This window comes from Ideonella sp., assembly GCF_041914305.1.
Classification (GTDB): domain Bacteria; phylum Pseudomonadota; class Gammaproteobacteria; order Burkholderiales; family Burkholderiaceae_C; genus Ideonella.
The window spans coordinates 33295-52173 of record NZ_JAYSDQ010000012.1 but is presented as its reverse complement, the minus strand read 5'-3'; the positions used below and the strand labels follow the sequence as shown (position 1 = coordinate 52173).

General features: G+C 70.5%; 16 protein-coding genes. 10 read left to right on the top strand and 6 right to left on the bottom strand.

The window, feature by feature from the left end:
* Window positions 1-180: 180 nt before the first annotated feature.
* On the top strand, window positions 181-819 hold the full coding sequence (locus tag ACE3SG_RS16440; protein WP_374566744.1) for a glutathione S-transferase: 639 nt from the start codon (window positions 181-183) through the stop codon (window positions 817-819).
* Window positions 820-954: 135 nt separating this feature from the next.
* The gene (locus ACE3SG_RS16435) at window positions 955-1752 is read left to right on the top strand and encodes a DUF5694 domain-containing protein (RefSeq protein WP_374566742.1); all 798 of its coding nucleotides are present in this window, start codon (window positions 955-957) and stop codon (window positions 1750-1752) included.
* Here ACE3SG_RS16435 and gcvA read toward each other — a convergent pair whose 3' ends face one another.
* Window positions 1753-2688 (bottom strand): transcriptional regulator GcvA, encoded by a 936-nt coding sequence (gcvA, locus tag ACE3SG_RS16430; RefSeq protein WP_374566740.1) that lies wholly within the window; start codon window positions 2686-2688, stop codon window positions 1753-1755. It abuts the gene before it with no gap.
* Window positions 2689-2831: 143 nt separating this feature from the next.
* On the opposite strand from gcvA, the gene ACE3SG_RS16425 reads away from it, so the two are divergent.
* The 3 genes from ACE3SG_RS16425 to ACE3SG_RS16415 all read left to right on the top strand — a co-directional run bounded on the left by ACE3SG_RS16425 (window position 2832) and on the right by ACE3SG_RS16415 (window position 5429).
* Window positions 2832-3095: a DUF2917 domain-containing protein gene (locus ACE3SG_RS16425; RefSeq protein ID WP_374566738.1), complete on the top strand. Its 264-nt coding sequence runs from the start codon at window positions 2832-2834 to the stop codon at window positions 3093-3095.
* Window positions 3095-3697: an N-acetyltransferase family protein gene (locus ACE3SG_RS16420; protein ID WP_374566736.1), complete on the top strand. Its 603-nt coding sequence runs from the start codon at window positions 3095-3097 to the stop codon at window positions 3695-3697. The genes ACE3SG_RS16425 and ACE3SG_RS16420 overlap by 1 nt, the downstream gene beginning before the upstream one ends.
* A gap of 70 nt (window positions 3698-3767) precedes the next feature.
* Window positions 3768-5429 (top strand): S10 family peptidase, encoded by a 1662-nt coding sequence (locus ACE3SG_RS16415; protein ID WP_374566734.1) that lies wholly within the window; start codon window positions 3768-3770, stop codon window positions 5427-5429.
* Between the two features lie 101 nt (window positions 5430-5530).
* On the opposite strand, the gene ACE3SG_RS16410 is transcribed toward ACE3SG_RS16415, so the two are convergent.
* Window positions 5531-5977, bottom strand: a complete 447-nt coding sequence (locus ACE3SG_RS16410; protein ID WP_374566732.1) for a rhodanese-like domain-containing protein — start codon at window positions 5975-5977, stop codon at window positions 5531-5533.
* Window positions 5978-6073: 96 nt separating this feature from the next.
* Between ACE3SG_RS16410 and ftrA the strand changes: the two genes are divergently transcribed.
* Window positions 6074-7033: a transcriptional regulator FtrA gene (gene ftrA / locus ACE3SG_RS16405; RefSeq protein WP_374566730.1), complete on the top strand. Its 960-nt coding sequence runs from the start codon at window positions 6074-6076 to the stop codon at window positions 7031-7033.
* Between the two features lie 12 nt (window positions 7034-7045).
* Here ftrA and ACE3SG_RS16400 read toward each other — a convergent pair whose 3' ends face one another.
* Both ACE3SG_RS16400 and ACE3SG_RS16395 read right to left on the bottom strand, forming a co-directional pair.
* Window positions 7046-9454: a YgiQ family radical SAM protein gene (locus ACE3SG_RS16400; protein WP_374566728.1), complete on the bottom strand. Its 2409-nt coding sequence runs from the start codon at window positions 9452-9454 to the stop codon at window positions 7046-7048.
* A 188-nt stretch (window positions 9455-9642) separates the two neighbouring features.
* Complete coding sequence (locus ACE3SG_RS16395; RefSeq protein ID WP_374566726.1) at window positions 9643-10938, bottom strand: M20/M25/M40 family metallo-hydrolase; 1296 nt, start codon at window positions 10936-10938, stop codon at window positions 9643-9645.
* Between the two features lie 299 nt (window positions 10939-11237).
* On the opposite strand from ACE3SG_RS16395, the gene ACE3SG_RS16390 reads away from it, so the two are divergent.
* Entirely contained in the window at window positions 11238-13124 is a 1887-nt protein-coding gene (locus ACE3SG_RS16390) for a PAS domain S-box protein (protein WP_374566724.1), read from the top strand.
* Between the two features lie 25 nt (window positions 13125-13149).
* Here the strand turns inward: ACE3SG_RS16390 and ACE3SG_RS16385 are convergent, their stop codons facing one another.
* A complete protein-coding gene (locus ACE3SG_RS16385) occupies window positions 13150-13497 on the bottom strand; it encodes a darcynin family protein (RefSeq protein WP_374566722.1) in 348 nt (115 codons plus the stop codon).
* A 109-nt stretch (window positions 13498-13606) separates the two neighbouring features.
* On the opposite strand from ACE3SG_RS16385, the gene ACE3SG_RS16380 reads away from it, so the two are divergent.
* Window positions 13607-14227, top strand: a complete 621-nt coding sequence (locus ACE3SG_RS16380; RefSeq protein ID WP_374566720.1) for a TetR/AcrR family transcriptional regulator — start codon at window positions 13607-13609, stop codon at window positions 14225-14227.
* A 21-nt stretch (window positions 14228-14248) separates the two neighbouring features.
* Here ACE3SG_RS16380 and ACE3SG_RS16375 read toward each other — a convergent pair whose 3' ends face one another.
* Window positions 14249-15340 carry a DUF748 domain-containing protein gene (locus tag ACE3SG_RS16375; RefSeq protein ID WP_374566718.1) on the bottom strand — a complete coding sequence of 364 codons (1092 nt, stop codon included), beginning with the start codon at window positions 15338-15340 and terminating at the stop codon, window positions 14249-14251.
* A 71-nt stretch (window positions 15341-15411) separates the two neighbouring features.
* On the opposite strand from ACE3SG_RS16375, the gene ACE3SG_RS16370 reads away from it, so the two are divergent.
* Together ACE3SG_RS16370 and ACE3SG_RS16365 are read left to right on the top strand one after the other, a co-directional pair.
* Window positions 15412-16269, top strand: coding sequence for a DUF429 domain-containing protein (locus ACE3SG_RS16370; RefSeq protein WP_374566716.1), 858 nt, complete (start codon window positions 15412-15414; stop codon window positions 16267-16269).
* Window positions 16262-18877 carry a ligase-associated DNA damage response DEXH box helicase gene (locus tag ACE3SG_RS16365; RefSeq protein WP_374566714.1) on the top strand — a complete coding sequence of 872 codons (2616 nt, stop codon included), beginning with the start codon at window positions 16262-16264 and terminating at the stop codon, window positions 18875-18877. Before ACE3SG_RS16370 ends, ACE3SG_RS16365 begins: the two co-directional genes overlap by 8 nt.
* Window positions 18878-18879: the final 2 nt, after the last annotated feature.

Genomic DNA, 18879 nt, shown 5'->3' with positions numbered 1-18879 from the left:
TTGTTTCCGAGGCCGGCCACGCTCGATCTGCTGGCTTGACCTGCTGGCATCAGGGTGGGCGCTGGACACGCAGGCATGAAGCGCACGAAGATCGGTGACACCCGCGGTGTTCCACGAACCTGCGCAGACGGACAACGCCCTTTTCTTCGCCCACTTCTTCGGCCACTTCAAGGAGACGCCATGCAACTGATCGGCATGCTGGATTCACCGTACGTGCGGCGGGTCGCGATATCGCTGCAATTGCTCGGGCTGCGCTTCGAGCACCACAACCTGTCGGTGTTCCGGACCTTCAAGCACTTCGCCGAGATCAACCCGGTGGTCAAGGCGCCGACGCTGGTCTGCGACGACGGCGAGATCCTGATGGACTCGTCGCTGATCCTCGACTACGCCGAGACACTGGCCGCCCCCGAGCTGCGGCTGATGCCGGCCACGCTGCCCGATCGCCAGCATGCGCTGCACCGCATCGGGCTGGCGCTGGCCGCCTGCGAGAAAGCGGTGCAGATCGTCTACGAGCGTGAGCTGCGGCCGGCCGACAAGCGCCACCAGCCGTGGCTGGACCGGGTCACCGGCCAGCTGCATGCGGCCTGCCAGAAGCTCGACGACGCCGTGGGCCGCCACCCGTTCGCGCCGCCGCCGGCCCGGCTGGACCAGGCGGGCATCAGCACCGCGGTGGCCTGGCACTTCATTCAAAGCATGCTGCCCGACGTGGTGCAGGCCGAAGCCTTCCCGGCCTTGTCGGCCTGGACGGACCGGGCCGAGCAGACGGCGGCGTTCCGCGCGGCGCCGCATGGCGAGGGGCTCGTTCAGAAGAGCGCCTGACCGGCTCACCGCTCCAGATCGCCCGCTCATCCTCCAACGCTGCCGCTTCGTCGCCGCGTCGAGGCGCCATCGGCCGCGGCTGTCTACAGTGCGCCGCAGCCGGTCGCGCTGGTGCGGCGGCAGCGAGGAGGATCCATGCGAAGAATCTTGTTGGCGTTGGTGCTTTGCTGGGGCGCCGCAGGGGCCGGTGCCGCCGAGCCCGTTCAGGTGATGGTGCTGGGCACCTACCACTTCGGCAACCCGGGGCTGGATCTGAACAACGTCAAGGTCGACGACGTGCTGCAGCCTGCCCGGCAGGCGCAGGTGCGCGAGGTGGTCGATGCGCTGGCCGCTTTCAAGCCCACCCGCGTGGCGGTCGAGGCGCAGGCCGACGCGCTGCCGCAGCATGCGCTGCCGAGCTACCGCGCCTACCTGGCCGGCCAGGGCCAGGACAAGCGCAACGAGATCGACCAGATCGGTTTTCGGCTCGCCCGGCAGCTGGGGCATGCCGAGGTCTACGGCGTCGATGTGGACGGGGACTTCCCGTTCGAGCCGGTGCAGGCCTTTGCCAAGACGAGCGGCAACGCCGCTGAGTTTCAACGCTCGATGGACGCGATGGCCTTGCGCACGCGCGAGTTCGAAGCGGCACAGCAACACGCCACGGTGGGGCAGTTGCTGCGGCGCCTCAACGAACCCGACAGCATTCGCGACGACCACGGTTGGTACATGACCGCGTTGCGCCAGGGCCGGGGGGCTGACCAGCCAGGCGTGGCGCTGGTCGGCAGCTGGTACGCGCGCAACCTGGGCATCTGTGCGCGCCTGGCGCAACTGGCCCGCCCCGGTGACCGGTTGCTGGTGCTGTACGGCGCCGGCCACAGCTACTTGCTGCGCCACTGCGTGGACGCGACGCCGGGCTGGCAGCTGGTCGAGGCGAACGCCTACCTGCCGCGCTGATCAGCCGACGGCGAAGTGAGGCCGCACCCGCGCGGCCTCGGCCAGCAGCCACTGCTCCAGCGCGCGCACCGCGGGCCGGCTGCGCGCGGCGGGGTCGATGATCAGCTGGTAGGCCCGGGGCGAGGCGAGCTGGCCCTCGAACGGGGTGACGAGCTGGCCGTTGGCCAGCAGCGCATCGACCAGCGGCCGGCGGCCCATCGCCACGCCCTGGCCGGCCACCGCGGCGGTGATCGCCTCGGCGTAGCTGGTGAAGCTCAGCTGCGCGGCCGGCTGCAGATCGGCCAAGCCCCAGCTGGTGAACCAGCTTTCCCATTCCACCGGCATGCCGCCGGCGTCGTCGCCCAGCGTCATGTGCAGCAGCGTGTGATGGGCCAGGTCGGCCGGCTCACGCAAGGGGGCGGCCAGCTCGGCCAGCAGCCGCGGGCTGCACACCGGCAGCATCGATTCTTCGAACAGGCTCAGGCCGCCGGCCGAGCCCACCTTGGCGTAGCGGATGGCCAGGTCGAAACCCTCGGCCGCGAGGTTGCGGTTCTCGAGCGTTGCATCGAGCCGCACGTCGATGCCCGGGTGGGCGCGGGTGAAGGCGGTCAGCCGGGGGATCAGCCACAGCGCCGCGAAGCCCGGCGTGGTGGTCAGCGACAACACCTCGCGCCGGTTCGGCGCCCGAATCTCGCGCACCGCGCCGCGCAGCGTGCCCAGTGCGGCGCTGCAGGCGGCGAGCAGGCGCTGGCCGTCGGGCGTCAGCACCAGGGCCCGGTGCCGGCGGGTGAACAAGGCCACGCCCAGCTCGTCTTCCAGCGCGCGCATCTGCCGGCTCATCGCCGACTGCGTGACGAAGCGCTCGGCCGCCGCGCGGGTGAAGCTCAGGTGCCGGGCGGCCGCCTCGAACGAGGCCAGCAGATCCAGCGGGGGCAGTCGGTCAGGTGGTTTTTGCATGCGCTGGTGGAATGCATGGCATGCACAACTATCGTTTGTCAGCGCATGCCACGTCAGGGGATTATTCGCCCCACGGTGGCGCCAAAGCAAGCGCCGCATGCATGCGAACCACGCATCACCCCCGTTCCCACCAGGAGCACACCATGTTGATCGACACCGCCCGCACCCGGATGCTGCTCGAACGCGGCCAAAGCACCCGCCTGACCAGCGCCACCGCCGCCCACCTGGCCAGCGCCGGTGGCACGCTGTGGGTCACCATCGACAACGATCCGCGCGACATCGTGCTCGAAGCCGGCGACGGTTTCGACGTGACCGGCGAAGCACCGCTGGTGGTCGAGGCGCTGGGCGGCCCGGCGGTGCTCGAGCTGCGCCCGGTCGACGACCTGGTTGCCGAGGCGCTGTTGTGATGGACGCCGCCTTCCATTGGCTGGCTGCGCTGCAGCCCGAGGCGCGCCCGGCCGCCGCCCCGCCGCGCGAAGAGCGCCTGGCGCTGCCCGGCGGGCGCAGCGTGCGGCTGCGCCCGATCGCCCCGCACGACGCCGATGCCGAGCAGGCCTTTGTCGGCGGGCTGTCGCTGGCCTCGCGCCACAAGCGCTTCCATGTCGGCCTGCGGCAACTGAGCCCGTCGCTGCTGCGTCAGATGACCGAGGTCGACCACCGCGACCACGTGGCCCTGGTGGCCGAGGTGTTGGCCGATGGTGACCGCGCCGTGCTGCCGCCGTTGCCGCTGGTGGCCGATGCGCGCTATGTGCGCAGCGCCGAGCAGCCCGACGAGGCCGAGTTCGCGATCGCGGTGGCTGACGACTGGCAGAGCCTGGGCCTGGGCCGCACACTGATGGACCGCCTGGCGCGCCACGCGCGGCACCAGGGCATCCGTGCGCTGGTGGGTGATGTGCTGCCCGAGAACCGCCGCATGCTGGTGCTGATGCGCGGCCTGGGCGCCCACACGCGGCCGCACCCGGACGGCCCGCAGCTCGTGCAGGCGGTCTACGACCTGACCACGGGCTGAGCCGGGGCATGCCGCGGATCGGCGGCCTGGGCGATGATGCCGGCCTCGCAGCTCGGCCCCATCGCCCACCATGCACCTGTTCCGCCTCACCACCTGCCTGGCGCTCAGCCTGGCCTTCGCCGCCTGGGCGCCCACCGCCGAGGCGGCCAACAAGCCGGTCGACGCGCCGCAGCGTGCCGCCTCGGCACCCGACGACGAGACCAAAGCGCCCATCGCCGCCGACGAGCGCCTGCAGCCGCGCCAGCGCGAGACCACCGGCTCGGTGCAGGTGGGTGGCCAGCGCATCGACTACCGCGCGGTGGCCGGGCTGATGGTCATCGACGACAGCAAGGACGAGCCGAGCGCGACGATGTCGTACGTGGCGTACTTCAAGCGTGCTTCGGGCGCCACCGGCGCGTCGGCCACGCCGCGGCCGGTGACCTTTCTCTACAACGGGGGGCCCGGCTCGGCCACGCTGTGGCTGCACCTGGGCGCCTTCGGCCCGCAGCGTGTGTTGACGGCCAACGGCCAGCGTGGCCCGTCGGCACCCTACAAGTGGGTCGACAACGAGTTCTCGCTGCTCGACGTCAGCGACCTGGTCTTCATCGATGCACCGGGCACGGCGCTCGGCCGCATCGTGGCGGTCGACAAAGACAAGGAGAAGGAACGCGAGAAGCTGAAGGAGAAGGAAAAAGAATTCTTCGGCGTCGACCAGGATGCCCGCGCCTTCGCCCAGTTCATCCACAAGTTCCTGACCCAGCACCAGCTGTGGAACGCGCCGAAGTACCTGTTCGGCGAGAGCTACGGCACCACCCGCAGCGCGGTGCTGGCGGCGCGGCTGCAGCGCGAAGAGAACATCGACCTGAACGGCGTGATCCTGCTGTCGCAGATCCTGAACTTCAACTTCTCGGTCGACGAGGCGCAGTTCAACCCCGGCATCGACCTGCCGTATGCGCTGGCGCTGCCCACCTACGCCGCCACCGCCTGGTACCACCGGCGCCTGCCGGCGTTCCCGAAAGACAGCGCCGCGTTGGAGCCGCTGCTGGCCGAGGTGCGCCGGTTCGCGCTGGGTGACTACCTGCAAGCGCTGCAGGCCGGCAGCCAGCTCGACGCCGACAAGCGCCGCCAGGTGATCGACACGCTGGCGCGCTACACCGGCCTGAAGCCGGCCTACCTGGACAAGGCCGATCTGCGCATCAACGGCGGCATGTTCACGCAGAACCTGCTCGAAGACCAGGGCCAGGTGGTGGGCCGCTTCGACACGCGCTACACCGGCCCGGCGCTGGACCGGCTGAGCAAGGAGGCCGACTACGACGCCCAATCGGCGGCGATCGGCCCGGCCTATGTGGCCGCCTACAACCACTACCTGCGCACCACGCTGAAGTTCGGCCAGGACATGGTCTACAAGCCCGGCATCGACATCTGGCGCCACTGGGACTGGCACCACCAGCCGCCGGGCGTGGAGATGCCGCTGTCGCAGACGGTCAACGTGATGCCCGACCTGGCCGCCGCGATGAAGGTCAACCCGCGGCTGAAGGTGCAGATGCACGCCGGCTACTTCGACCTCGCGACGACCTTCTTCGCCGCCGAGTTCGAACTCGACCAACTGCCGCTGCCGGCCGCGCTGCGCAGCAACATCGAGATCCAGCACTACCCGGCCGGCCACATGATGTACGACGACCCGGCGTCGTTGCGCACGTTGCACGACGAGGTGGCGAAGTTCATTCGAGCCACCGACAACCTGCCGCGATGACGGTGAAGCGGGCGGCATAACTTCCGAATTCAGCCAACGCCCGCGTCAGCTGCAACCACTCGGTCGCGTGGGCCGCGCGGCGCGGCCAACCGCAGCGGGGTTCAACTGGCGATGGCGGCCTGCGCCGAGTGCGCCGTGTGCACCGAACCGGCATCGCTGCCCGTGGCCAGCGCAAAGCCCTCGTCCAGCCAGCCGGTGATGCCACCGATCATCAGCTTGACCGGCCGGCCGAGCTTGGCGAGCCGAATGGCGCCGCGGTGGCCGCCGTTGCAGTGCGGGCCGGCGCAGTAGGTGATGAATATCGTGTCGGCCGGGTAGCTGGCCAGCCTGCTCTCGACGATCTTGCCGTGCGGCAGGTTGATCGCGCCGGGCACATGGCCGCGGGCGTACAGCTCGGGGCTGCGCACATCCAGCAGCACGAAATCGGCGCCACGCGATAGCGCGTCGTGCACGTCCCAGCAGTCGGTCTCGAAGCGCAGCGCAGATTCGAAGTGGGCCAGCGCGTCGGGTGATGCGGCAGGGGTGGTGGCGGTCACGGCGGTGGTCATGGGGCTCTCCATTTCGGTGGGTGGATGAAGCCATTGTCGAAACGATGCGGCCCTGGCAACAGTGGCCGCAGCGACGCCGACCGGTAAGATCACGCCATGAAGGACCACCTGGTCGCCGCGCTGGCCTACGACGGCCTGTGCACATTCGAGTTCGGTTGTGTGGTCGAGATGTTCTCGCTCGCGCGGCCGGAGCTCGGTGTCGACTGGTACCGCTTCGCCGTCTGCGCGGCCGAGCGTGGGCCGGTGCGCGCGGCTGGCGGCATCCAGGTGGTGGCGCCGCATGGGCTGGCGATGCTGTCCAAGGCCGATACGATCGTCGTGCCCGGCTGGCGGGATGCCGACGAGGCGCCACCCGAGGCGCTGCTGCGCGCGCTGCGCCGCGCCCATGCCCGCGGCGCGCGGCTGGCCAGCATCTGCTCGGGCGTGTTCGTGCTGGCCGCCACAGGCCTGCTGGACGGCAAGGCTGCCACCACGCATTGGCGTTATGCCGACAAGCTGCGCGAGCGCCACCCGGCGATCGACGTGCGCACCAACGCGCTCTACGTCGACGAGGGCGACATCCTCACCTCGGCCGGCTCGGCCGCGGGGCTGGACATGCTGCTGCACCTGGTGCGGCGCGACCACGGCGCGAAGATCGCCAACCAGGTCGCGCAACGCCTGGTGATCGCGCCGCACCGGGTGGGCGACCAGGCGCAGTTCGTGCCGCGGCCGATGCCGGTGGACGAGGCCGCGCGCCTGTCGCGCCTGATGGACTGGGTGCGCGCGCACCCTGCGCAGCCGCACACGCCCGCCTCGATGGCCAAGCGCGCGGCGATGAGCGTGCGCACGCTGCAGCGGCAGTTCCAGGAGACGGCGGGCTTGACGCCGCTGGAGTGGGTCACGCGCGAGCGCGTGGCCGCCGCGCGCGAGCTGCTCGAGAGTTCACGCCGCCCGATGGCCGACATCGCCGAGCGCACTGGCTTCGGTTCCGAAGAATCCTTCCGCCGGCATTTCCGCCTGGTCACCGGCGTGAGCCCGGTGACCTATCGGCGGCAGTTTGCGGTGCGGGCAGCCTGACGCCGCTCGCGCTCAGCGCACGCGCGTCTTGCGCGCCGCAGCGGCGGGCCGGGCGGGCGTGCCCGGCCTGGCGGGCCGCCCACCGTTGTCCCGCGGCGGCAGCCCGGTGTGCTGGGTCAGGATCCGCCCTTTGACCGGCTGCGTGGTCTTCAGCGCCACGCCCTTCTTGGCGCACGGCGTGGGGGTCGAGTTGCTGCGCCGCGCGGTCTGGTAGCTGCCGTCGGTGGCGGGTTGCCAGGTCGGGATCAGGTGGTGCTTGCCGTTGCCGATCAGGTCGGCGCGGCCCATGTCTTTCAGCGCTTCGCGCAGCAGCGGCCAGTTGTTTGGGTCGTGGTAGCGCAGGAAGGCCTTGTGCAGGCGGCGGCGGCGCTCGCCGCGCACCACGTCGACCATCTCGCCGCCGCGCTTGGGGTCGCGGTGCACGCCCTTCAGCGGGTTGCGGCCGCTGTGGTACATCGCGGTCGCGGTGGCCATCGGGCTGGGGTAGAAGGTCTGCACCTGGTCGGCGCGAAAGCCGTTGCGCTTCAACCAGAGCGCCAGGTTCATCATGTCTTCATCGCTGGTGCCCGGGTGGGCGGCGATGAAGTAGGGGATCAGGAACTGCTCTTTCCCGGCCTCGGCGCTGTACTTGTCGAACATCGCCTTGAACTTGTCGTAGCTGCCGATGCCGGGCTTCATCATCTTGCTCAGCGGCCCGCCCTCGGTGTGCTCGGGCGCGATCTTCAGGTAGCCGCCCACGTGGTGCTGCACCAGCTCTTTCACGTACTCGGGCGACTGCACCGCCAGGTCGTAGCGCAGGCCCGAGCCGATCAGGATCTTCTTGACGCCCTTCAGCGCGCGGGCACGCCGGTACATCTTGATCAGCGGGCCGTGGTCGGTGTTCAGGTTCGGGCAGATGCCGGGGTACACGCAGCTCGGCTTGCGGCAGGCGGCTTCGATCGCCGGGCTCTTGCAGCCAATGCGGTACATGTTGGCCGTGGGGCCGCCGAGGTCGGAGACGACGCCGGTGAAGCCCTTGACCTTGTCGCGCATCTCCTCGATCTCGCGGATCACCGAGTCTTCGCTGCGGCTCTGGATGATGCGGCCCTCGTGCTCGGTGATCGAGCAGAAGGTGCAGCCGCCGAAGCAGCCGCGCATGATGTTCACGCTGAAGCGGATCATCTCCCACGCGGGGATCTTGGTCGCGCCGTCGTGGCCGCCTTTCTCGTCCGCATAGGCCGGGTGCGGCGAGCGGGCGTAGGGCAGGTCGAACACGTGGTCCATCTCGGCCGTGGTCAGCGGGATCGGTGGCGGGTTGATCCAGACCTCGCGTGCGGTCTTGCCTTCGCCGTGGCGCTGCACCAGCGCGCGGGCGTTGCCGGGGTTGGTCTCCAGGTGCAGCACACGGTTGGCGTGGGCGTAGAGCACCGGGTCGCTCTTGACCTGCTCGTAGCTGGGCAGGCGGACCACCGTCTTCTCGCGCGGCGGCAGCGCCACGCGGCCGGTGGTGTTGCGCACGAAGGTGATCGGCTTGACGGCCGGTTCGGCGGTCTGGGCGGCCGGTGCGTCACCGCCTTGTTCTTTCGAGCAGGTCGTGCCTTGTGCCTCGGCCTGCTCGCTGGTCGTCTGGTACGGGTTGATGTGGGCGTCGATGCGCCCAGGCAGGTCGACCTCGGTCGAGTCGACCTCGAACCAGCCGGCGGCCGTGGGGTCGTCGTGGCGGCGGATGAAGGCGGTGCCGCGGATGTCGGTGATCTGGGCGATCGGCTCGCGCGCGGCCAGGCGGTGGGCGATCTCGACGATGGCGCGCTCGGCATTGCCGTAGACCAGCAGGTCGGCCTTGGAGTCGATCAGCACCGAGCGGCGGACCTTGTCCTGCCAGTAGTCGTAGTGGGCGATGCGGCGCAGCGAGCCTTCGATGCCGCCGAGCACGATCGGCACGTCGTTGAAGGCCTCTTTGCAGCGCTGGGCGTAGACGAGCGAGGCGCGGTCGGGGCGCTTGCCGCCGACGTTGCCGGGCGTGTAGGCGTCGTCGCTGCGGATCTTCCGGTCGGCGGTGTACCGGTTGATCATCGAGTCCATGTTGCCGGCGGTCACGCCGAAGAACAGGTTCGGCTTGCCCAGCACCTTGAACGGGTCGGCCGACTGCCAGTCGGGCTGGGCGATGATGCCCACGCGAAAACCTTGCGCCTCGAGCGTGCGGCCGATCACCGCCATGCCGAAGCTGGGGTGGTCGACATAGGCGTCGCCGGTGACGATGATGATGTCGCACGAATCCCAGCCGAGCTTGTCCATCTCGGCGCGGCTCATCGGCAGGAACGGCGCGGTGCCGAAGCGCTTGGCCCAGTAGGGGCGGTAGGCCGTCAGCGGCTTGGCGGCGGGCGCCGTCTTCGGCTTGGCAACGGGCGCGGTGGGGCGCGCAGGGGCGGTGGTGGTCGTCACGGGTGGGGGCGGTGAGCGCCGCTGGAAAGCATGCGCCAGCGGACCAGGCGCCGGGCGGCGCCAACCCGCTATTGTCCCAGTGATGCCGCCCCGGCGCCACCGTGCGGGAAATGCCGGCGCGCCAGGGGCGGGAAAAAGCCCTCCGAACCGGCCGGATCACCCCGCCGCCGGGTGGGGCTGACTGCGGCTTACTGCGCCGCCGGGCCGTGGTCGCTGCCCAGCTCGACCGCATAGGCCAGCGCCAGGCGGGCGAATTTCAGCGCATGCGCGGCCGAATTGCCCAGTTGGGTCAGCTTGTCCTTCGTGGTGTGGATGTGCGGGTTGTCCTCACCGAACGCGGCCTCGAACGGGAACGACGCGGCGTAGCCGTTGGCCGTCCACGACGCATGGTCCGAGCAGGCGTAGCCGCAGATGTCGCGCACCACCGTCAGCTCGGGCAGGTAGCCGGCGGCGAGCGCGGCGACGAAGTCGTCTTGCGTGGTGTTGGTGTAGTCGCTGATCAGCGTGATGTCGCTGCTGGAGCCTTGGTAGTCCGTCATGTCGAGCTGCAGCGCGCCGACCACGTTGCGGCCCTGGGCCGCGTAGGCCCTGGCGATGTCTTTCGAGCCGAGCAGGCCCGCCTCTTCGCCGGCGTAGCCGATGAAATGCAGCGTGCGCTCGGGCCGGTAGCCGCTTTGCAGCAGCACGCGCATCGTTTCTTGCAGCGTCGCGATGCCCGATGCGTCGTCGTCGGCGCCGGGCGCCCGGCCACCGGGGCGAACCACGGCCTGCGGCGAGATCGAGTCGAGGTGGCCGCCGATCACGACGATCTCGTTCGGCGCCACCGTGCCGCGGATCTCGAGGATCACCGACTTCTGGACGAAGCCCTTGTGCGCGACCTGGCTGACTGTCACGTCACTGCGGCCGGCGGCCAGCGCACGCCAGGTGTCCGCCAGCTCGTTCGAGGCGCGGGCCCCCACGTCGTGCCGGTAGTAGCGGTTGGCGTAAGACTGCAGGTGGCTGATCGTCGCGAGGATCTCGCTCTCTTTCAGCTGTGGCAGCAGCGGGTTGACCGTGGCCTGGTCGTTCAGCCGGTAGTCGGGCACCGTGGCCCGCGCCGCCGCGGGCTCACCGCGCAGATGGCGCTCCGCCGCGGCCACGCTGTCGCGTGCCTCTTCGCGTGAGGCGTGGACCATGAAGCCGCCGCAGCGGTGCAGCGCAGCGTGTGCCGCCAGCGACAGGCGCGACAGGTCGTTGTCGTCGGCGCGCAGGATCACCAGCGCCTCTTGGCCCGGCCGGGCCTGCTGGCCGGCGGTTGCGGGCAGCGGGTGGCGCTCGGCATCGGCGTGGGCGATGTGCTGGGACTGCAGCAACTGGTAGGCCGCCTCGTCCATCGACACCCACACCGGCGCGGCCTGGGCGGCGGCGGCGGTGGCCAACAGGGCGGCGGCGGCCGCGCGCGACAGCAGGGGCCAAGACGAAGAGCGGGGCAGGGCGGGGTGCATGGGGGTCTCCTTGACGTTGTTCTGGACGCGGCGAACCGTAGCAGCGCCCGCTGCCGGGCCGGCCGATGCCGCACTCAACAATCCTCAAGTGGGTGGGCCTCGAGCGGCTGGGTGGCGCAGGTGGGTGGCGCGGGCGGGCGGTGGTCAGGCACGGCGATTGCCATCTCGTTGGCTGCGCGTGGTTGCTCTCGGTCAGACCTTGCATCTGCGGCGACACTCGACCTCATTGATCGCAAGGCCACCGTTTGAGACCCGCCAGCCCTTCTGCTTCGGCCGCCCATTCACCGTCTGCCGCACCGGTGCCGCAGGCGTCCGACGAGGGTTTTCGCCTGCTGGTCGACAGCGTCACCGACTACGCGATCTTCATGCTCGACCCCGATGGCCGGGTGATCAGCTGGAATGCCGGTGCCCAGCGCATCAAGGGCTACCTCCCGTCCGAGATCATCGGCCAGTCGTTCGAGCGCTTCTACCCGGCCGACAGGGTCGAATCCGGCTGGCCGCGCGAAGAGCTGCGGCGCGCCGCCCTGCAGGGCCGCATCGAAGACGAAGGCTGGCGCCTGCGCAAGGACGGCACGCGCTTCTGGGCCAGCGTGGTCATCACGGCCTTGCACGACAGCAGTGGCCAGCTGAAGGGCTTCGCCAAGGTCACCCGCGACCTGACCGAGCGCCGCCTGCAAGACGAGGTGCTGCGGCGCAGCGAAGAGCAGTTCCGGCTGTTGGTCGAAGGCGTCAAGGACTACGCGCTGTTCATGCTCGACCCGGACGGCCACGTGCTGACCTGGAACAGCGGCGCCGCGGCCATCACCGGCTACACGGCGAGCGAGGTGCTTGCGCGCCACTTCTCGATGTTCTTCACCGACGAAGACGCGGCGGCCGGCAAGCCCGCGGCCGAGCTGGCGCAGGCGCTGGCCACCGGCCGGGCCGAGATCGAGGGCCAGCGCGTGCGCAAGGACGGCAGCGCCTACTGGGCCAACGTCATCATCACGCCGGTCTGGGGCACCGAGGGTGTTCACCGCGGCTTTGCCAAGGTCACGCGTGACCTGTCGCAGCAGCGCCGGCTGCTCGAGCTCGAGCAGGCCAGCCGCAGCATGAACGAGTTCATCGCGATGCTGGCGCACGAATTGCGCAACCCGCTGGCGCCGATCCGCAACGCCGTCAGCGTGATCAAGATGCAGCCGGGGCTGCCCGAGCTGGTGCAGAAGATGGGCGAGATGGTCGATCGGCAGGCGCTGCACCTGACGCGCCTGGTCGACGACCTGCTCGATGTCGGCCGCATCGCCACCGGCAAGCTGTCGCTGCGCAAGGAAGACCTCGACCTGCGCGAGATCGTGCTGGCCAGCGTCGATGCGGTGCGACCGCTGATGGCCGCCAAGCGCCACCAGCTGCAGGTCGACGCGCCGAGGCACATCCAGGTGCACGGCGATGCGACGCGGCTCGCGCAGCTGCTGCAGAACCTGCTGATCAACGCGGCGCGCTACACACCGCCCGGCGGCCAGGTGTCGATCAGCACGGCGGTCGACGGCGCGCGCTGCATCACCCGCGTGCGCGACAACGGCCAGGGCGTGGCGCCCGAGGCGCTGCAGCGCATCTTCGGCCTGTTCGAGCAAGAGCCTGGCGTGGCGCGCGACCCGTCGGAAAGCAGCCTGGGCATCGGCCTGACGCTGGCCCGCACGATGGCCGAGCTGCACGGCGGCAGCCTGGTCGCGCACAGCGAGGGGCGCGGCTGCGGCGCCATGTTCGAGCTGGTGTTGCCGTGCCAGCCGTCCGCGTCGGCCGCGGCCGGCGGCTTGGCAGCACCGGCGCCGCGGGTGAACTACCTGCGGGTGCTGGTGGTCGACGACAACCGCGACTCGGCCGATTCGATGGTGACGCTGCTCGAACAGCTCGGCCACGAAGCCTATGGCGCCTACAACGCCGAGCACGCGCTGCAGCTGGCGCAGAAGATCAGCCCGACGCTGGTGCTGCTGGACCTGAGCATCCCAGGCCAGGACGGGTTCGAGATCATCCGCCTGCTGCGGCAGACGATGGACCAGCCGATGTGCATCGTGGCGGTCACCGGCTACGGCCAGCGCAGCGACCGCGAGCGCACCCGCGAGGCCGGGTTCGACGAGCACCTGACCAAGCCGGTCGAGCTGGACCAGCTGCTGCAGGTGGTCAAGCGCGCCTGCGACCTGATCCCGCGCTGACGCGCCCCGGCGGCGCGGTGCGCCTTCAGGCCCAGGCCGGCAACGCGCTGCTGCCCGGCTCGCGGCCACCGTCGGCCATGCTGGGGATCACGTCCAGCACGTCGAAATACGGTTGGGCCAGCAGGTCGTCGCACCGCAGCGCGTCGACCGCGTTGCGGTATTCGGGCATGTCGCTCGTCTCCCAGACCAGCACGTCCGAGCAGCGGCCGTGAAAGGCGCTGGCGTCGAAGAAGCGCAGCCGCACTTCGGGGAAACGGTTGAAGACCTTGAGCAACGCGCCATCGTAGATCGCGGTGCGCTGGTCGGCGCTCAGGGCCAGCCACGCGGCGGTAGCCTTGAGCAGCATGAAGACGGTGTAGGGGCGTGAGGTCATCGGCTCGGGCAGGAATCGGGGGTGGGTTTGACGCGCCGCAGCGCTTGCCCCAGACTATGCGAGCTTCTGCTCACATTTCCAACTCGCATTTCCGTAGTCCACCGAAACCATGGTCACGCCCACGATCAGCCCCCGCAAATCACCCCGCCAGGCGCGTTCGCAGGCCACCGTCACGGCGATTCTGGACGCCGCGGCTCGCGTTTTGGTCGAGCGCGGGTATGCGGCCACCAACACCAACCTGGTGGCCGAGCGGGCTGGTGTCAGCGTTGGCTCGCTGTACCAGTACTACCCGAACAAGGACGCCCTGATCGCCGCGCTGCACGAGCGCCATGCGCGCGAGATGAACCAGGTCGTCGAGCAGGCGCTGGCCGACAGCGAGGGCCTGGGCTTCGAAGCGGCGTTGAGCCTGCTGATCGAAGGCGTCGTCGAGGCGCACCGGGTCGAGGCCGGCCTGCACCGCGTGCTCGAAACGCAGCTCTCCGGACTGGACGTGCTGGACGACCACGTCGAGACCGAGGCCAAGATCAGCGCGCAGATCCGCGCGCTGCTGGCGCGCTACCCGGGCGAGGTGCGCGTGCCGGACCCTCGCCTGGCGGTCTACCTGCTGATGCATGCGCTGCACGGGCTGGTGCACGCGGTGGTCTTCGAGCGGCCGCCCGGCGTGTCGATCAAGCAGGCCACGCGCGAGATGGTGCGCATGACCCGGGTCTACCTGACCACGCCGGGCTGAGGCGCAGGGCAGGCGCCCGCCTCAGCGCCCGAACAGCCCCTTGACCATGTCGCCCACGCCCTCGACGACACCGGACAGGCTGACCCCCAGTGATTCGGCCAGCCCGCTGGCGAAGCGTTTGGCCAGGCTGTCGTTGATCGAGAACGACGGGTCGTCCAGCCGGCCCTCAAGGGTGAACTTCATCTCGATGCGGCCCTTGCGCTCCAGCCCCGCCAGCACGGCCTGGCGCGACATGCCGGCAAAACGGTCCATCACGCCGGGGCCGTTGGCCAGTTGCAGGCCCGTCAGCACCACCTGCCCCGGCGCGTGCAGCCGCTGTTGATGCACCCGCGCATCGACCGACAAGTCCAGCAGGCCATGCTTGATGCCACCGTCCACCGCCTTCAGCAGGTAGGGCTGCAGCGCCAGCAGGTCGGCGCCGTCGAGCCGGATCTTCAGGTCGGCTTCGCGCGTGGCCGGTGTCAGCTCGCCGTCGATCTGCAGCTTGCCGTCCTGTGTCGGGCCCTTGAACAGGGCCTGCAGCGTGATCGCCATCGGCTCGTCGAAGGTCGGCGCGGCCAGGTGGTCGAGCTGGGCGTTCAGGTCGGCCAGTTGCACGCGGTGCGGCGCGCGTTGGCCCGGCAGGCTGGCGTCGTACAGGTCGACCTGCACCTGGTTCAACACCAGGTGGTCGATCAGCACGCGCGTCGGCGAGGCGGCGCTGGCCGCCGAGGCTGCCGGCGCGGGCGGTGTCTTGCGTGTCTCGCCCAACACCGACGGCAGCACGCCCAGCCGCCCATCGCGACCGCGCAGCAGCACGATGCGGGCCCCGTCGATCTCGACCCGCTGCACCCGCCACGCGCGGCCGAACGCACTGGCCAGGTCGGGCCGCACGCGCACGCGGGCGGCGTGCAACTCTTCGTCGGCCGGCCAGCCCGGCCCGGCGCCCACATGCAGGTCGCGCACGGTCAGGCCCGACCAGCCGAGCTCGATGGCGCCGACGCTGGCGCGCGGGCCCAGCGATTGCAGCAACACACCCTGCAGGCGTTGCAGGGCCACGTGGTAGGCCCCGGCGACGGCCGCGATCAGCAGCAGCGCCACCAGGGCGAGAAGGTACTTTCGGCGAGCAGGCATGGGCGTGATTGTCGGCCGCGATGACCGCACCCGCACCCGCCCGCGAGGGGCCGGCGAGAATCCAACGCAACATGCCGACCTCTTCTCGCGTCGATGACGCACCCACCTCGCCGCGGCTGCTCGGCGTCGATTTTTCGAGCGCGCCGCGAGCCGCCAAGCCCATCGTCGCGGCCTGGGGCCGGCGGGCCGGCGCGGTGCTGCGGCTGGAGGCGATCGAGGCCGTGACCAGCCTCGATCAGTTCGAGCGGCTGTTGCGCACGCCGGGGCCCTGGGTCGGCGGCTTCGATCTGCCGTTCGGCCTGCCGCGCGAGCTGGTCGAGCACCTGGGCTGGCCGACCGACTGGCGGGCCTTGATGCAGCACTACGGGGCCCTGAGCCGCGAACAGATCCGCGACACTTTTGCCGCCTTTTGTGCCGCACGACCGGCCGGAGCCAAGTTTGCCCACCGCGCCTGCGACGGCCCGGCCGGTTCGTCGCCGAGCATGAAGTGGGTCAACCCGCCGGTGGCTTTCATGCTGCATGCCGGCGTGCCCCGGCTGATCGAGGCTGGGGTGCACCTGCCCGGCCTGCACGAAGGCGACGCCGACCGCGTGGCGCTGGAGGCCTACCCCGGCCTGCTGGCGCGTGAGCTCGTCGGCGCACGCTCGTACAAGAGCGACGACAAGGCCAAGCAGACGCCCGAGCGGCTGATCGCCCGCAAGGACATGATCGACGCGCTGGAGCAAGGCCGCACGCGCCTGGGTTTGCGGCTGAGGCTGAGCCATGCGCAGCGTGATGCGCTGGTGGCCGATGCGAGCGGCGACAAGCTCGACGCGGTGCTGTGCCTGCTGCAGGCCGGTTGGGCCAGCGCGCAGCCGGGCTGGGGCTTGCCAGCCTCGCTGGATGCGCTGGAAGGCTGGATCGTCAGCGCCTTGCCGAACGATGGCTGAGCAGCGCACCGCCGAGGCCTGGTTCGCCGGCCGCGGCTGGCAAGCGTTCGCGTTCCAGCGCGAGGTCTGGGCGGCGATGGGCCGCGGCGAGAGTGGCCTGCTGCACGCCACCACCGGCGCCGGCAAGACCTACGCGGTGGCCTTCGGCGCGATCGCGCGCATCGCCGAATCCAGGGCCTCGGCGGCGCCGCCCTTGTCGGTGCTGTGGATCACGCCGATGCGCGCCCTGGCGGCCGACACGCTGCGCGCGCTGCAGGCCCCGCTGGCAGACCTGCGGCCGCGCGCGACGCTCGGCCTGCGCAGCGGCGACACGCCGTCTGCCGAGCGGGCCCGGCAAGACAGGCGCTGGCCCACGGTGCTGGTCACCACGCCCGAGTCGCTGAGCCTGATGTTGACGCGCGCCAACGCCGAGGCCGAGCTGGGCCAGGTGCACACGGTGATCGTCGACGAGTGGCACGAGCTGATCGGCGGCAAGCGTGGGGTGCAGGTGCAGCTCGCGCTGGCGCGGCTGGCGCGCTGGAACCCGGGCCTGGTGGTGTGGGGCCTGTCGGCCACGCTGGGCAACCTGTGCGAGGCGATGGGTACGCTGCTGGGCCACGACGGCGGCCGCTTGGTGCAAGGCCGCATCGACAAGACGCTGCTCATCGACACCTTGCTGCCCGACGAACCCGGCCGCTTCACCTGGGGCGGCCACCTGGGCGCGCAGATGCAGCCGGCGGTGGTGCGCGAGATCGAGAACAGCCCCGGCACCACGCTGATCTTCACCAACGTGCGCTCGCAGGCCGAGATCTGGTACCAGCTGTTGCTCGAAGCGCGGCCCGATTGGGCCGGCTCGATCGCGTTGCACCACGGCTCGCTCGACAAGGCGGTGCGCGAGTGGGTCGAGGCCGGGCTGAAGGCCGGCACGCTGAAGGCGGTGGTCGCGACCTCGTCGCTCGACTTGGGGGTCGATTTCCTGCCGGTCGAGCGGGTGCTGCAGATCGGCTCGGCCAAGGGCATTGCACGGCTGTTGCAGCGCGCCGGTCGATCGGGCCATGCCCCGGGGCGACCGAGCCGTGTGACGGTGGTGCCGACCCACACGCTGGAGCTGGTCGAAGCCGCGGCGGCGCGCGAAGCGGCGCTGGCTGGCCGGGTGGAACGGCGGGATTCGCCCGACAAGCCACTGGACGTGCTGGTGCAGCATCTGGTCACGGTGGCGCTTGGCGGCGGCTTCACGGCCGACGAGATGTTCGACGAGGTGCGCCGGGCGCGCGCCTACCGCGACCTGACGCGCGACGAGTTCGACTGGGCCTTGGCCTTCGTCGAACGTGGTGGCGAGAGCCTGCACGCCTACCCCGAGTACCACCGCGTGCAGTGGGTGGCCGAAGAGGGCGCCGGCGCCGGCGACGGGCCGCTCCTAGGCGGCGCCGAGCCCCCACGGGGGGCGGACGCAGCGCGGCCGGGGGCGGGCCGCTACCGGGTCCCGGACCGCGGCATTGCCCAGCGCCACAGGCTGCAGATCGGCACCATCGTCGGCGACAGCGCGATGAAGGTCGCCTGGGTGTCGGGCGGCACGCTGGGCACGATCGAAGAGAGCTTCATCGCGCGGCTGTCGGCTGGCGACTGCTTCGTCTTTGCGGGCCGGGTGCTCGAATACGTGCGCACCAAAGAGATGACGGCCTTCGTGCGCACGGCCACCAAGCCCAAGGGCCGCGTGGTGGTGTGGAACGGCGCGCGCATGGCGTTCTCGACCGAGATGTCCGACGCGGTCCGCACGGTGGTCGAGCGCGCCGGTTCGGGCCCCGGCGGCAGCCTGGTCCTGGACAGCCCCGAGCTGCGCGCCGCCGGGCCGATGCTGGATGCTCAGCGCAGGCTGTCGCGCCTGCCCCAGCCGGGCACGTTGCTGGTCGAGCGCTACCGCTCGCGCGAAGGCCACCACCTGTTCGTCTACCCGTTCGCCGGCCGGCATGTGCACCTCGGCCTGGCGGGCCTGCTGGCCTGGCGCCTGGCGCGTGACGAGCCCAACACCTATTCGCTGGCCTTCAACGACCTCGGCTTCGAGCTGCTCGGCGCCAAGCCGATCAGCACCGAGGCGCTGGAGGCCGACCAGGCCTTCACGACCGAGCATCTGCTCGACGACGTGCTCGCCAGCCTGAACGCACGCGAGCTGGCGCAGCGCCGCTTTCGCGAGATCGCCCGTGTCGCCGGCCTGGTGTTCACCGGCTACCCGGGCGCGAACAAGGGCGCGCGCCAGCTGCAGGCCTCGTCGTCGCTGTTCTACGAGGTGTTTCGCAAGTACGACGCCGGCAACCGCCTGCTCGGCCAGGCCGAGCAAGAGGCGCTGTCGCAGGAGCTGGAGCTGAGTCGTCTGCGCGAGGTGCTGCGGGACCTGTCGGCGCGGCGCGTGCTCTGGTCCGAGCTGCAGGTGCCGAGCCCGTTTGCGCTGCCCTTGATGGTCGAGCGCTTTCGCGAGCGCCTGAGCAACGAGAAGATGAAAGACCGGCTGGCGCGCCTGCTGGCTGAATCCGAACAGCGGCTCGAGGCGCCGCCGCCCGCGCCGCCCCGGCCCCGCGGTGCCCGCGCGGCGCCGAAGGGGCCTGCCTACAATCCGCCGCCATCGTCGTCATGAAC